At 58.7% G+C, this 15,302-nt stretch carries 12 protein-coding genes; 9 read left to right on the top strand and 3 right to left on the bottom strand.

The features are described from left to right. Positions 1-36: 36 nt before the first annotated feature. Positions 37-933, top strand: a complete 897-nt coding sequence (gene iolE / locus SPL01S_RS14150) for a myo-inosose-2 dehydratase (RefSeq protein WP_062868951.1) — start codon at positions 37-39, stop codon at positions 931-933. 61 nt (positions 934-994) lie between these two features. On the opposite strand, the gene SPL01S_RS14145 is transcribed toward iolE, so the two are convergent. Beyond that, positions 995-2,173 carry a P1 family peptidase gene (locus tag SPL01S_RS14145; protein WP_063200662.1) on the bottom strand — a complete coding sequence of 393 codons (1,179 nt, stop codon included), beginning with the start codon at positions 2,171-2,173 and terminating at the stop codon, positions 995-997. Further along, positions 2,166-2,687: a GNAT family N-acetyltransferase gene (locus tag SPL01S_RS14140; protein WP_063200659.1), complete on the bottom strand. Its 522-nt coding sequence runs from the start codon at positions 2,685-2,687 to the stop codon at positions 2,166-2,168. The genes SPL01S_RS14145 and SPL01S_RS14140 overlap by 8 nt, the downstream gene beginning before the upstream one ends. A 389-nt stretch (positions 2,688-3,076) precedes the next feature. Between SPL01S_RS14140 and SPL01S_RS14135 the strand changes: the two genes are divergently transcribed. From SPL01S_RS14135 to gntK, 4 genes are all read left to right on the top strand, one after another. Further along, the gene (locus tag SPL01S_RS14135) at positions 3,077-3,772 is read left to right on the top strand and encodes a pirin family protein (protein ID WP_006328605.1); all 696 of its coding nucleotides are present in this window, start codon (positions 3,077-3,079) and stop codon (positions 3,770-3,772) included. A 149-nt stretch (positions 3,773-3,921) separates the two neighbouring features. Next, a complete protein-coding gene (gntR, locus tag SPL01S_RS14130) occupies positions 3,922-4,917 on the top strand; it encodes a gluconate operon transcriptional repressor GntR (protein ID WP_006328604.1) in 996 nt (331 codons plus the stop codon). A 384-nt stretch (positions 4,918-5,301) separates the two neighbouring features. Then, complete coding sequence (gene gntT, locus SPL01S_RS14125; protein WP_004951440.1) at positions 5,302-6,618, top strand: gluconate transporter; 1,317 nt, start codon at positions 5,302-5,304, stop codon at positions 6,616-6,618. A gap of 173 nt (positions 6,619-6,791) precedes the next feature. Next, entirely contained in the window at positions 6,792-7,322 is a 531-nt protein-coding gene (gene gntK / locus SPL01S_RS14120) for a gluconokinase (RefSeq protein ID WP_062868948.1), read from the top strand. Between the two features lie 45 nt (positions 7,323-7,367). Here the strand turns inward: gntK and SPL01S_RS14115 are convergent, their stop codons facing one another. Next, positions 7,368-7,961, bottom strand: a complete 594-nt coding sequence (locus SPL01S_RS14115; protein WP_004951434.1) for a YhgN family NAAT transporter — start codon at positions 7,959-7,961, stop codon at positions 7,368-7,370. Positions 7,962-8,200: 239 nt separating this feature from the next. Here SPL01S_RS14115 and asd point away from each other — a divergent pair, with 239 nt between their 5' ends. The 4 genes from asd to glgC all read left to right on the top strand — a co-directional run bounded on the left by asd (position 8,201) and on the right by glgC (position 15,273). Continuing rightward, positions 8,201-9,304: an aspartate-semialdehyde dehydrogenase gene (gene asd / locus SPL01S_RS14110; protein ID WP_004951431.1), complete on the top strand. Its 1,104-nt coding sequence runs from the start codon at positions 8,201-8,203 to the stop codon at positions 9,302-9,304. Between the two features lie 510 nt (positions 9,305-9,814). Continuing rightward, positions 9,815-12,001, top strand: coding sequence for a 1,4-alpha-glucan branching enzyme (gene glgB, locus SPL01S_RS14105; protein ID WP_063200656.1), 2,187 nt, complete (start codon positions 9,815-9,817; stop codon positions 11,999-12,001). Next, positions 11,998-13,980 (top strand): glycogen debranching protein GlgX, encoded by a 1,983-nt coding sequence (gene glgX, locus SPL01S_RS14100; RefSeq protein ID WP_063200653.1) that lies wholly within the window; start codon positions 11,998-12,000, stop codon positions 13,978-13,980. Before glgB ends, glgX begins: the two co-directional genes overlap by 4 nt. 15 nt (positions 13,981-13,995) lie before the next feature. Beyond that, complete coding sequence (glgC, locus tag SPL01S_RS14095; protein WP_004951423.1) at positions 13,996-15,273, top strand: glucose-1-phosphate adenylyltransferase; 1,278 nt, start codon at positions 13,996-13,998, stop codon at positions 15,271-15,273. Positions 15,274-15,302 lie beyond the last annotated feature (29 nt).

Genomic DNA, 15,302 nt, shown 5'->3' with positions numbered 1-15,302 from the left:
ACGCCGTTGGCGCGCATCCGATTATTGAGGCTGAACATGAACAAAGACAACGTGAAACTGGCCATCGCGCCGATCGGCTGGACCAATGACGATATGCCTGAACTGGGCAAAGAGAACACTTTCCAGCAGTGCGTCAGTGAAATGGCGCTGGCCGGCTTCACCGGCAGCGAAGTCGGGAGCAAGTACCCGCGCGATCCGGCGGTATTGAAGCCGATGCTGGATATTCGCGGTATCCAGATCTGCAACGCCTGGTTCAGCACCTTTTTTGCCGACGGCCAGAAAGAAAAAACCATCGATGAATTTATCAACCATATGAATTTCCTGCATGCGATGGGCGCCAGGGTGATCGGCTGCTCCGAGCAGAGCAAGAGCATTCAGGGCACCACCAAAGGGGTGTTCGAAGAGAAGCCGTATTTCAGCGACGAAGAGTGGCAGCGGGTGGCCGATGGCTACAATGAGCTGGCGAAAATTGCCGCCGACAAGGGGATGCAGGTTTGCCTGCACCACCACATGGGCACCGGCATCCAGACTACCGCAGAGATTGACCGCTACATGAGCATGGTGAATGACGACGTCTATCTGCTGTTTGATACCGGCCACGCTTACTACTCGGAAGGCAGCCAGCAGGCGATGATGGCGATACTGGAAAAGTATCTGCCGCGCATTAACCATGTGCATTTGAAAGACGTGCGTGACGAGGTGGTGGCGGAAGTGAAGGCCAATAAGCTGAGCTTCCTCGACGGCGTGAAGAAGGGCACTTTCACCGTGCCGGGTGATGGTGTGATCGACTTCCGTCCGGTGTTTAAACTGCTGGATGAGCGGGGCTACAAGGGCTGGATGGTGGTGGAGGCCGAACAGGATCCGGCGCTGGCCAACCCGTTTGAATATGCGGTGAAGGCGCGCCGTTATATCAGGGAGACCGCCGGCATTTAATCGAGCCGGGATTTGCCAGGGGCGCCTGAGTCATCAGAGCGCCCCTTTTTATTGGGCAGGATCAGCCGAGGGTTTTCCAGGTGGTGACCTGGCTGCCGGGCCATGGGGTGGCGGCGTAAACGCCACGGGCGATCGCCCGCGCCAGCGTATCTGCCGCCAACGCGCCAATTTGCAGCACCGCCAGCTCGCGGCTGCCCTGAACCTCGCGCTTGCCGGTGGACAAGGCAAACACCACGTCGCCGTCGAACGGGCTGTGCAATGGGCGAATGGCGCGCGCCATGCCGTCTTGCGCCATGATCGCCACGCGTTTCAACTCCACCCGGGTCAGCGCCAGATCGGTGGCGATACAGGCCAGGGTGGTGTTTTTTCTGCCGCCTGTCGGCTCTGTGGGCATCCAGTCTTCGCCCTGGCCATGCAACTGCGCCAGCGCGGCCGCGCCGCCGTTGCCAAATTCACCGTTGATTTCATAAGGCGTGGCCCAGAAGGCACGGCTGCCGGGCGCGACCACCGAACCCAGGCTGTTGACCGCCACCAGCGCGCCGACGGTAGCGCCGTTAGCCGCCACGATGGAAGCCGAGCCGAGGCCGCCCTTCAGCTTGCCCATGCCGGTCATGGCGCCATAGCCTGCGCCCACGGTGCCGAGCGGGAAGTCGTGGCCCGCTTTGCCGACCGCTTCTATCCCCAGTTGGCGGTAAGGCGGCTCAAGCTGCCAGTTTTTATCGCCCGCGTTGTTCAGATCATACAGGCAGGCGGTAGGTACTATGGGGGACACCGGCACGCCGGGAGCCGGCCGCAGGGCATAGCCGCGGCCTTGTTGCCCCAGCCAGGCCGCGACGCCGTCCGCCGCCGCCAGCCCGTATACCGAGCCGCCGCTCAGCACCAGCGCATCGACGGTTTGCACCAGGTTATCTTCCCCCAGCGCGTCGGTTTCACGGGTGGCCGGGCCGCCGCCGCGCACGTCGACGGCGGCGATCGCCGGGCTATCCGGCAGGATAACCGTGGTGCCGGTGCGTACCAGGCTGCTCTGGGCGACGCCGACCTGCAGGCCGGGCACGTCGGTAATCAGGTTGCGGGCGCCGGTCCGCACGGCGGGAGAGGTTGGCATGGCGGCCCCTAAAAAGGTGGTGGGAGAAAGGATGCCGATGGCACCCGTTACGCAGGCCAGCGTCTGCACAAAAGCGCGGCGGCTGACGTTTAAGGGCCGGTTAACCGGCCCTGATTCACTTTCGCTATCATTCATGATGCGCTTTTACCCGCTGCTCGCTGCGAAAGCGAGCCATATGATGAGAATCCACCAGCTCGCCATCGCGCATGGCGTAAGCGCGGCTGGTACCTTCAATTTCAAAGCCGAACTTGCGGTAGAGCGCAATGGCGGCCTGATTGTCGGTAAACACCGTCAGTTCGATGCGTTCGATGGCTGCCCAATTGTCGCAAAGGTCGATCATCGCCTTCATCAGGCTGCTGCCGACGCCTTTGCCGTGATAACGCGCATCGACGCCAATGCCGAAGGTCGCCACATGGCGGCGGCGAAGGCGCTGGTTCAGCATCACGGCAAGCTGGCCGACGATCTGCCCGTCGATACAGGCCACCAGGTTGTGGGTACCCGGCTCGAGGTTGGCCAAACGTTGATGCCACAGTTCTTTAGAGGCTAGCGGGAGTTGTAGCGTGTCACGGTAAAGTTGTGGTTGAGAGTAAAGCTGATGTAAGGCCTGTGCATCTGCCGCTTCTACGTGACGAACCACTATTTCACTCATGACGCTGCTCCTGTTGCTTACCGGTTGAATAACCTTTGAATTTATCCGTTTATCCCGACGAGTCAATATTATTTCGGATGGGGAAAAATAACGCTTTACAGGTGCGAATGATAATGATTATTATTGCGATGCGTTCCGGGGAGAGCATCGCCTTTTTGATACTCTTCCTGCGAAGGCACGACATTGCTCACATTGCTTCCAGTGTTACTTAGCCAGCTCGGGTGCTGGCTTTTTTTTTGCCTGTTTTTACCCCCTTCACGCCTTCAACAACTCCGCTGAAAATAGCTTCTTCACTCCATCTAATTTTTTGAACAGAGGGATGAGTTTTTTACGCTTTCTTATTCTGCTGCCGGGACTAGACTGTAAAAAAACATTGAGGAGAGTTGAATATGATTTATTTACGTAAAGCAGAAGATCGCGGTCATGCCAATCATGGTTGGCTGGATAGCTGGCATACCTTCTCATTTGCCAACTACTACGATGCCGATTTTATGGGGTTCTCGGCGCTGCGGGTGATCAACGAAGACGTGATCGACGCGGGGCAGGGTTTTGGCACTCATCCGCATAAAGACATGGAGATCCTGACCTACGTGCTGAGCGGCACGGTAGAGCATCAGGACAGCATGGGCAACAAAGAGCAGATCCAGGCCGGTGAGTTCCAGATCATGAGTGCGGGCACCGGGGTGCGCCACTCGGAATACAACGGCAATAAGGATCGTCCGCTGCATCTGTACCAGATTTGGATTATTCCTGATCAGGTCGGGCTGGAGCCGCGTTATGAACAACGTATGTTCGATGCGCCGCAGGGCCGCCAGTTAGTGCTGTCGCCGGATGCGCGCGAGGGTTCGCTGAAGGTGTTCCAGGATATGACTTTGTCACGCTGGGCGCTGAACAAAGACGAGCAGTCGGCGTATCAGATTGAGGCCCAGCGCCGCGTTTGGATCCAGGTAGTCCGCGGCAAAGTGGTGATCAACGGTCAACAGGCCGGCACCAGCGATGCTTTCGCGGTGTGGGATGAAGCCGAGCTGTCGATTCAGGCAGATGAAGACAGTGAAATTCTGCTGTTCGATCTGCCGCCCGTGTGATTAAGCGGTAAATTGTGATTAAGCGGTAAATATCAAGGGCTCACGCGGTGAGCCCTTTTTGCATTTGGCCATCCGGCAACCAACAATATCGGCCCCGGTTTTTTTTTGCTAAAATGAACGCCCTTTCACGGTTAGCCAGTTCATTGATAATGAAGAAAAAACGGCCGGTACTTCAGGATGTTGCAGACAAGGTTGGCGTGACCAAGATGACGGTGAGCCGTTATCTGCGTAATCCCGATCAGGTTTCTGTCGCCTTGCAGCAAAAAATTGCCGTCGCGCTTGATGAGCTGGGCTACATTCCCAACCGTGCGCCGGATATCCTTTCCAACTCGACCAGCCGCGCCATTGGCGTACTGCTGCCGTCGTTAACCAACCAGGTGTTTGCCGAAGTCTTGCGCGGTATCGAGAGCGTGACCGATGCGCACAATTACCAGACCATGCTGGCGCACTACGGCTATTTGCCGGAGCGTGAAGAGCAGCGTCTGACCTCGCTGCTGTCTTACAATATCGACGGCCTGATCCTGTCCGAACGCCACCATACTCCGCGAACCCTGAAGATGATCGAGGTGGCGGGCATCCCGGTGGTGGAGCTGATGGACTGCGTGTCGCCGTGCATCGATCTGGCGGTGGGCTTCAATAACTTCGAAGCCGCGCGCCAGATGACCCAGCAAATCATCGCTCGCGGCCACCGTCACGTGGTGTATTTCGGCGCACGTCAGGATGAGCGCACCATTATCAAACAGCAGGGCTATGAGCAGGCAATGCGCGAGTCCGGTCTGGAGCCGTACAGCGTCATGACCGCGCGTTCGTCGTCCTATTCCGCCGGCGGCGAACTGCTGCGTCAGGCGCAGCGCGACTATCCGCAAATTGACAGTATCTTCTGCACCAACGATGACCTGGCGATTGGCGCCACCTTTGAGTGCCAGCGTCAAGGGTTGTCGATCCCCGATCAGATGGCGATTGCCGGTTTCCACGGCCACGATATCGGTCAGGTGATGGTGCCGAAACTGGCGAGCGTGCTGACGCCGCGTGAAAGGATGGGGCAAATCGGCGCCGAGCGTCTGCTGGCGCGGTTGCGGGGTGAAACCGTCTGTCCGCGCATGGTAGACGTGGGTTTTACCGTGATCCCCGGTGGCAGTATTTGATCGTTTTCAACTAACCGCATTTTGAACCCGCGCCGTTCGGCGCGTTTCACCTCCCACCTGTGCGCTTGCCGCTCGTTACCGCCGTAAGTTTGATCTCTATCCCAGAACGCGAATTTTAGTCGTTTACCCGATTCCGTCATTCGTGTTGTTACCGGTATCATGATACCGGTAACAAAGAGGTCAGTGACCGCCTGGGGGCGCAGCACGCTGCGGCCGCACGGAGCGGGGCGAGTAAGTCGCCCCCTGCAAGCAGGGACAGAACCTTTGACTCAGTACCACCTACAGCTCGCCTTCTGACACCGGGGAAGAGCCTGAAAATACAACAAGCGCACGCTTTACGGTCTAGGGTAAAGAGAGTCGCGATAAAAGGGTTGGAGAAAAATTATGCCATTAGTGATTGTTGCAGGCGGCGTGGCGTTGCTGCTGCTGCTGATGATTCGCTTTAAGCTGAACGGCTTTATCTCTCTGGTTTTAGTCGCACTGGCGGTGGGTATCGCACAGGGCATGCCGGTAGATAAAGTGATCGGCTCCATCAAGGCCGGCGTTGGCGGCACGCTGGGCAGCCTGGCGTTGATCATGGGCTTTGGCGCCATGCTCGGCAAGTTGCTGGCGGACTGTGGCGGCGCTCAGCGCATCGCCACTACGCTGATCGACAAGTTCGGCAAAAAACACATTCAATGGGCGGTGGTGCTGACCGGTTTTACCGTCGGTTTCGCGCTGTTCTATGAGGTCGGCTTCGTGCTGCTGCTGCCGCTGGTATTCAGCATCGCCGCCTCCGCCCGCGTTCCGCTGCTGTACGTTGGCGTACCGATGGCGGCTGCGCTGTCGGTGACCCACGGTTTCCTGCCGCCGCACCCTGGCCCAACGGCGATCGCGACCATCTTCCATGCCGACATGGGGAAAACTCTGCTGTATGGCACGCTGCTGGCCATCCCGACGGTGATCCTGGCCGGCCCGGTCTACGCCCGCTTCCTGAAAGGCATCGACAAGCCGGTGCCGGAAGGCCTGTATAACCCGAAAATCTTCACCGAAGAAGAAATGCCAAGTTTTGGCATCAGCGTTGCCACTTCTCTGGTGCCGGTGATCCTGATGGCACTGCGTGCAGTGGCCGAAATGGTGCTGCCGAAGGGCCACACATTGCTGCGCTTTGCCGAGTTCTTCGGCGATCCGGTGATGGCGACGCTGATTGCGGTGTTGATCGCTATCTTCACCTTTGGTCTTAACCGTGGCCGCACCATGGATGAAGTGATGGGCACCATCACCGACTCGATCAAAATTATCGCCATGATGCTGTTGATCATCGGCGGTGGCGGCGCGTTCAAGCAGGTGCTGGTCGACAGCGGCGTAGAGAAATACATCGCCGGTCTGATGGAAGGCAGCAACGTATCGCCTATTCTGATGGCGTGGTCCATTGCCGCCGCCCTGCGTCTGGCGCTGGGTTCCGCCACCGTGGCGGCGATCACCGCCGGCGGCATCGTCGCCCCGCTGATTGCCACCACCGGCGTCAGCCCGGAGCTGATGGTGATCGCGGTCGGTTCGGGCAGCGTGATTTTCTCTCACGTCAACGATCCGGGGTTCTGGCTGTTCAAGGAGTATTTCAACCTGAGCATTATGGAAACCCTCAAATCCTGGTCGGTGCTGGAAACCATCATCTCGGTTTGCGGCCTGGTAGGCTGCCTGCTGCTGGCGACGGTCGTATAATTTAGCGGTTATCTTTCAAGCTGCGGCCGCCTGGCGGCAGCTTGAAATTCATAGGATATCCTGAGGCTATCGGGTGCCCTGCGCGGCACCGGGCATCATTTTGAGTTTGGGGCGCATTGGGCGGTGCAATCCACCGCACAAACCTGCGTGAGTCCCCATAAGGGCATGAGATTATGAGCAATCCGCAACACCACGTATTTATTTTGATGGGCGTTTCAGGCAGCGGTAAATCCGCCGTCGCCAGCGACGTTGCCCACCAGGCCCATGCCGCGATGCTGGATGGCGACTACCTGCACCCGCGCGCCAATATCAACAAAATGGCGTCCGGGCACGCGCTGGACGACAACGATCGCGCCCCGTGGCTGACGGCACTGAACGACGCCATTTTCGCTATGCAGCGCACCAATGACGTGTCGCTGCTGGTGTGTTCGGCGCTGAAAAAAAGCTACCGCGACCGGCTGCGCGAGGGTAACAGCAACCTGCATTTTATCTATCTGAAAGGGGATAAGGCGGTGATTGAAGAGCGTTTGAAACAGCGCAAGGGGCATTTCTTCAAGCCGCAGATGCTGGTTTCTCAGTTCGCGACGCTTGAAGAACCGGGTGCGCAGGAGCAGGACGTGCGGGCGATTGACATCAACCAGCCGTTGGATGGCGTGGTCGCCGATACTTTGGCGTATATTCGCAGCGTCGCAGCCCCGCAATAACCGGCTGCGTCATGATACCGGCGCCGCCCGGCGCCAGTATGTTCACTACAGCTTCATATAAGCCCGCACGCCGTCCAGGAACATCTGGGTCGACAACATCACCAGAATCAACCCCATCAGCCTTTCCAGCGCGCTGACCCCTTTGCTGCCCAGCAGGCGCAGGAACAGGTTCGACATCAGCAATATCGCGGCGGAAATACCCCAGGCAATCAGCAGCGCCACCACCAGATGCGAAATCTGGTTCGGATACTGGTGCGAGAGCAACATCAGTGCCGCCAAAATCGAAGGCCCTGCCACCAACGGGATCGCCAGCGGCACCAGGAAAGGCTCTTCACCGGCGGAAAGCCCGCTGCTGTTGCCTTCCTGCGAGGGGAAAATCATCTTGATGGCGATCAGGAACAGGATAATCCCGCCGGAAATGGACACGGTCTCGGTACGCAGGTTGAGGAACGCCAGAATTTTCTCGCCGGCAAACAGGAAAATCAGCATCAACAGCAGGGCGATCAACAGCTCGCGAATCAACACCATCCGCCGGCGGCGCGGTTCCAGGTGCTTGAGCACCGACATGAAAATCGGCAGGTTGCCCAGCGGATCCATGATTAAAAACAGCAATACCGTGACTGAAATCATCTCTGTCATTATTACCTCAGAATTAAAAAAACACGCCGCCCATCCCGACGGTGAACAGGCCATCCCCGAGGGCTTTCAAGCGCTGACAACAAAGCTGCGGCTTGAAAGACTGCGGGTATATAAGAAGGATTGCTGAGAATCGCTCACCCATCGAATAAATTCACTTTGCGCCTGCGCTGACATTTTGTAAGGTGGAGAGATATTGCACACAACTCTAAGCAGTCATCCTCCAAGGTAGGACAGTTATTATGAAAAACGTTGGTTTCATCGGTTGGCGCGGAATGGTCGGCTCCGTACTCATGCAGCGCATGACGGAAGAGCGCGATTTCGACGCCATTCGCCCGGTCTTTTTCTCCACTTCGCAGCACGGTTCTGCGGCGCCGGCATTCGGCGGCCAGCAGGGCACGCTGCAAGATGCTTACGATGTTGACGCGCTGAGCGCGCTCGACATTATTATTACCTGCCAGGGCGGCGATTATACCAATGAAATCTACCCTAAGCTGCGTGAAATCGGCTGGCAAGGGTACTGGATTGACGCGGCATCTTCTCTGCGCATGGGGGATGACGCGATTATCATCCTGGATCCGGTCAATCATGCGGTGATTCAGCAGGGTCTGGACAAAGGCATCAAGACCTTTGTTGGCGGTAACTGCACCGTCAGCCTGATGCTGATGTCGCTTGGCGGCCTGTTCGCCAACGATCTGGTGGAGTGGGCTTCTGTCTCCACCTATCAAGCGGCCTCCGGCGGCGGCGCGCGCCACATGCGCGAACTGCTGACCCAAATGGGCATGCTGCATGCCGACGTGGCGAAAGAGCTGCAGGACCCGGCTTCGGCCATTTTGGATATCGAACGTAAAGTCACTGCGGCTACCCGCAGCGGCAAACTGCCGACCGATAACTTCGGTGTGCCGCTGGCCGGTAGCCTGATCCCGTGGATCGACAAACAGCTCGATAACGGCCAGAGCCGCGAAGAGTGGAAAGGCCAGGCGGAAACCAACAAGATTCTGAACACCTCCAGCGTGATTCCGGTTGACGGTTTGTGCGTGCGCGTTGGCGCGCTGCGTTGCCATAGCCAGGCGTTCACCCTGAAGCTGAAAAAAGACGTTTCGCTGCCGGAAATCGAACAGATGCTGGCGACCCACAATGACTGGGTGCGGGTGATCCCGAACGACCGTGAGCTGACCATGCGTGAGTTGACGCCGGCTGCGGTAACCGGGACGCTGAACACGCCGGTCGGTCGCTTGCGCAAGCTGAATATGGGGCCGGAATACCTGTCCGCGTTCACCGTGGGTGACCAACTGCTGTGGGGCGCGGCAGAGCCGCTGCGCCGTATGCTGCGCATCCTGCTGTAAACCTGAACTGAACTTCCCGGGGGCTGGATTCTTTCAGCCCCCCAAAGCCTTATTTTCCGCTTTTCACCCTGTCTTGGCACGCTATGGACGAAGTTGCTGCCAGGGGAGATGTTCGTACCGATAACCGGCCTTCCTCCCGGCAGGCAGTAGCGCAACGGCGCTGCGGGCTGGCAGTTTTCTTAATGAATGATTTTCCATGCTAATACGGCACTGTTTTTGACAGACATTGGCTATGCTTAAAGCGTTGGCGAATACATGTTCACCAACGCTGAAAAGATGACTAAAAATAAGCATAAAGAGCGGAAATTCAGGTCGGCAAGCTGAAAATTGATCAATAACCGACCGCAATCACGCTTTAGATACCGAATGAATTGCATGATAACCAAAACGGCTATGGATTAATCATTTACCCAATGGATTTCAACTCGCGGCCTGCAAGACGGCGATCTGGACGGTGATGGGTAGACGCAGCCTCTTATAAATCATGCTCTTAATCTAAGGAAGAAGTCTATGCCTGTACTTCCCGATCGTGACGTGATTGATCAGCTTTTCTCCGGCAATTTTGCCGATCCTTTCTCCCTGCTGGGTATGCATGCGGCCGATAATGGCCTGCAGGTCCGTGCGCTGCTGCCTGATGCCAGCGAAGTCTGGTTGCTGGAGCAGCAAACCGGCAAGCGGGTGGTGCAGTTGGCCTGCGACGATGCCCGTGGCTTTTTCAGCGCTACCGTCCCGCGCCGGAAAAACCCCTTCCGTTATCAACTGGAGGTCCGCTGGCAAAATCACCAGCAGATCGTCGACGATCCCTACCGTTTTGGCACCTTGTTGCAGGATATCGACGGCTGGCTGCTGGCGGAGGGCACCCATCTACGGCCGTATGAGCGGCTGGGGGCGCATCTCGCTACGCTTGACGAGGTAGAAGGCGTCAGCTTTGCCGTCTGGGCGCCCAATGCTCAGCGCGTTTCGGTGGTGGGAGAGTTCAACTTCTGGGACGGTCGCCGCCATCCCATGCGCCTGCGCCGTGAAAACGGTATCTGGGAGCTGTTCCTACCCGGGGTGAAAGCCGGGCAGCTGTACAAATACGAAATCATCGACTGCTATGGCAATACCCAACTGAAAGCCGACCCTTATGCCTTTGAAGCGCAGATGCGACCGGATACGGCATCCCTGGTGACGCCGTTGCCGGAGGTGGTGGAAAATACCCCGGAACGCCAACGCGCCAACGATTTTGATCGGCCGATCTCCATCTACGAAGTGCATCTGGGGTCGTGGCGGCGCCACACCGACGACAATTTCTGGCTCAGCTACGGCGAGCTGGCGGTGCAGTTGATCGATTACGTCAAAGACATGGGATTCACCCATATCGAGCTGTTGCCGATCAACGAGCACCCCTTCGACGGCAGTTGGGGTTATCAGCCGTTGGGGCTCTACGCTCCGACCCGGCGTTTCGGCACGCCGGCCGATTTCAAAGCCTTTGTGGCGGCGGCGCACCGGGCCGGCATCAATGTGATCCTGGACTGGGTGCCGGGGCATTTCCCCAGCGACGCCTACGGTTTGGCGAATTTCGACGGCACCGCGCTGTATGAATACGCCGACCCGCGCGAGGGCTTCCATCAGGACTGGAACACGCTGATCTACAACTATGGCCGCAATGAGGTACGCAATTACCTGGCGGGCAATGCCCTTTACTGGATGGAACGTTACGGTATCGACGCTCTGCGCGTCGATGCCGTGGCCTCGATGATCTACCGCGATTACAGCCGCGCCGAAGGCGAGTGGGTACCGAATTATTACGGCGGCAACGAAAATCTGGAGGCCATCGCCTTCCTGCGCTACACCAACCATACCGTCGGCAAGGAGCGGCCCGGCGCGGTGACGCTGGCGGAGGAATCCACCGATTACCCGGGGGTCACGCTACCGCCGGACGCCAATGGGTTGGGGTTCCACTACAAATGGAATCTGGGCTGGATGCACGACACGCTCGACTACATGCAGTGCGATCCGGTACACCGCAAATATCATCACAATCAGATGACCTTCGGCATGCTGTACGCCTATACCGAGAACTTCGTGCTGCCGATTTCCCATGACGAAGTGGTGCACGGCAAAAAATCGATTCTCGACCGCATGCCCGGCGACGCCTGGCAGAAGTTCGCCAACCTGCGCGCCTATTACGGTTTTATGTGGGCGCATCCGGGCAAAAAACTGCTGTTTATGGGCTGCGAGTTTGCCCAGGGGCGCGAATGGAATTTCGATACCAGCCTCGACTGGCATCTGCTGGAAGGTCTGGACGGCTGGCATCACGGCGTGCAGCGGCTGGTGCGCGATCTCAACCACTGCTATCAGCAGCAGGCACCGCTGTATGAGCGTGACTACCGCCCGGACGGCTTCGAATGGCTGGTGGTGGACGACCACGACAACTCGGTGTTTGCCTTTGCCCGTTATGACTCGCAGGGCAACGAGCTGATCGCCGTCAGCAATTTTACTCCGGTGCCGCGCCACCACTACCGCATCGGTATCTCCCGCCCCGGCGAGTATCGGGAAATCCTTAATACCGACTCGCACCATTATCACGGCAGCAATACCGGCAATCAGGGCCGCGTGGTGTCGGACCCGATCGGCAATCACGGCCGCGAGCATTCGATTAGCGTGACCGTACCGCCGCTGGCGACGATCTACCTGCTGCGGGAGGCGCAATGACTGAGCTGACGCCCGGCATCGCCGCGCCTCTCGGGGCGCATTATGACGGTAACGGCATCAACTTTACCCTGTTTTCAGCCCACGCCACCGGCGTGGAGCTGTGCCTGTTTGACGGGCAACAGCACGAGGTGCGTCTGCCGCTGCCGGCGCGCAGCGGTGATATCTGGCACGGCTATCTGCCGGGCGGCAAACCGGGCCAGCGCTACGGTTACCGGGTGCACGGCCCGTTTGATCCCGCGCAGGGGCTGCGGTTTAACCCTAACAAACTGCTGCTGGATCCCGCAGCCCGCGCGGTCGAGGGGCCGGTGGCGGACGATCTGGAACTGCATGGCGGCTACGACCGGCCGGACCCGCAGGACAGTGCAGAGGTGATGCCGAAGTGCGTGGTCATCGACGAAGCCTACGATTGGCAGGATGACCGCCCGCCGGCCACGCCGTGGGGCAAAACGGTGATTTATGAAGCGCACGTGCGCGGCCTGACTCTGCTGCACCCGGATATCCCGCCGGTGCTGCGCGGCAGTTTCGCAGCTCTCGGGCATCCGGTGATGATCGCCCATTTCAAGCGCCTCGGCATCACGGCGCTGGAACTGTTGCCGGTACAGCAGCATAGCTCCGAGCCGCGTCTGCAGCGTCTCGGGCTGATTAACTACTGGGGATATAACGTGCTGGCGCCCTATGCGCCGGATAACCGTTATTGCAGCCTGCGCACCGACATGACGCCGTTGCGTGAATTTCGCGATGCGGTGAAGGCGCTGCACAAGGCCGGGATTGAGGTGATCCTCGACGTGGTGTTCAACCACAGCGCCGAGCTGGACATGGACGGGCCGACGCTGTCGCAGCGCGGCATCGATAACCCGGGGTATTACTGGCTGACTCCCGACGGGGGATACGTTAACGACACCGGCTGCGGCAACACGCTGCGGTTGGATAAACCGCAGGGCGTGGCCTGGGTGATGGAGTGCCTGCGTTTCTGGGTGAGCGAATGTCATGTCGACGGTTTTCGCTTCGATCTGGGTAGCGTACTGGGGCGCACCCCGGCGTTCGATCGCGATGCGCCGCTGTTCCAGGCGATGCTGGCGGACGATCTGCTGTCGCGTTGCAAGCTGATCGCCGAGCCGTGGGACATTGGCCCCGGCGGTTATCAGGTGGGCGCTTTTCCGGGGCGCTTCGCCGAGTGGAATGACCATTACCGGGATGATATACGCCGCTTTTGGCTGCAGGGCGATTTACCGCTTGGCCAGTTTGCCCAACGCTTTGCCGGCTCCAGCGATTTGTTCAACCAACGCGGGCGTGCGCCGTACGCCGGCATCAACATGCTGACCGCTCATGACGGGTTTACCCTGCAGGATCTGGTCAGTTTTAACCGTAAGCACAACCAGCTTAACGGTGAAGGCAACCGTGACGGCAGCGACCATAATTTCAGCTATAACCACGGTGTTGAAGGCCCGATTGCCAACGACGCCATTGTGCAACGCCGCAGGGCCAGCCGGCAGGCACTGCTTGCTACGTTGTTGCTGTCTCAGGGGACGCCGATGCTGCTGGCCGGCGATGAGCATGGACACAGCCAGCAGGGGAACAACAATGCCTATTGTCAGGACAACGCCATCACCTGGCTCGACTGGGCCAAGGCGGATGACTCGCTCACTGCTTATACCGCAGCGCTGATTCACCTGCGCCGGCAGATCCCCGCCCTGCAGCAAGACCGCTGGTGGCAGGAGGGCGACGGCAGCGTGCAGTGGCTGAACGCGCAAGGGCTGCCGCTTGCGGCGCAAGAATGGGAGCAGGGAAACTTGCAACTGCAGATCCGCCTGTCGCAGCGCTGGCTGGTGGTGGTTAACGCCACGCCGCAGCCGGTGGAGATGAGGTTGCCTGCGGGCGATTGGCAGGTTGTCGCCCCCTTTACTCAGGAAGGATCGCAGGCGGTTTTACCCGCCTGGAACCAGGCTGCGCACTCGATTTGCGTGCTGGTACAGAAATAATAAAAGGAGTCAGCTATGGTTAGGTTTGAAAATAAAGACCCCCTGATGTTGGCGCGCCAACTGCCGATTAAGTCCGTTGCTCTGATTCTGGCCGGCGGCCGCGGTTCGCGCTTGAAAGATTTAACCTCAACCCGTGCCAAGCCTGCCGTCCACTTTGGCGGTAAGTTCCGCATCATTGATTTTGCCCTGTCGAACTGCCTGAATTCGGGTATCCGCCGCATCGGCGTGATCACCCAGTATCAGTCCCATACCCTGGTGCAGCATATTCAGCGCGGCTGGTCGTTTCTCAATGAAGAGATGAACGAATTTGTCGATCTGCTGCCGGCCCAGCAACGCCTCAGTACCGAGCACTGGTACAAGGGCACGGCGGATGCGGTGTACCAGAACCTGGACATCATCCGCCGCTACGATGCCGAGTATGTGGTGATCCTGGCGGGCGATCACATCTACAAGATGGATTACTCGCGCATGCTGATCGACCACGTCGAAAAGGGCGCGCAATGCACGGTGGCCTGCTTGCCGGTACCGCGTGATGAGGCCAGCGAATTCGGCGTGATGGAAGTCGATGAGAACGATCTGATCCTCGAGTTCCTGGAGAAACCGAGCAATCCGCCGCCAATGCCGGGTAACCCGGAGATGTCGCTGGCCAGCATGGGGATCTACATCTTTAACGCCGACTATCTGTTCCAACTGTTGGAAGAGGATATGTCGACCCCCGGCTCCACCCACGATTTCGGCAAGGATCTGATCCCGAAAATCACCGCTCAGAAAGCGGCGTGGGCGCACCCGTTCACGCTGTCTTGCGTCACCTCCAACCCCGATCTGCCGCCGTACTGGCGCGATGTGGGCACGCTGGAAGCCTACTGGCGCGCCAACCTCGATCTGGCCTCGGTGACGCCGGAACTGGACATGTATGACCGCGCCTGGCCGATCCGCACCCATATGGAGCCGCTGCCGCCGGCCAAGTTCGTGCAGGACCGTTCCGGCAGCCACGGCATGACCATGAATTCGCTGGTGTCCGGCGGCTGCATCGTCTCAGGTTCGGTGGTGGTGCATTCGGTGCTGTTCCCGCGGGTACGGGTGAACTCGTTCTGCACCATCGACTCTACCGTATTGCTGCCGGACGTAAACGTCGGCCGTTCCTGCCGCCTGCGGCGCTGCATCATTGACCGCGCCTGTCACATTCCCGAGGGCATGGTGATTGGCGAAAACGCCGATGAAGACAGTAAACGCTTTTATCGCTCGGAAGGCGGCATTGTGCTGGTGACGCGCGAAATGCTGTCAAAGTTGTGAGTTAAGGTTGTCGGCGGAACGATGATACC

Origin of the sequence: Serratia plymuthica NBRC 102599, from assembly GCF_001590925.1 — a bacterium.
In the GTDB taxonomy this organism is placed as follows: domain Bacteria; phylum Pseudomonadota; class Gammaproteobacteria; order Enterobacterales; family Enterobacteriaceae; genus Serratia; species Serratia plymuthica.
The sequence above is the reverse complement of the archived record's forward strand: the minus strand, read 5'-3'. Positions and strand labels throughout refer to the sequence as shown.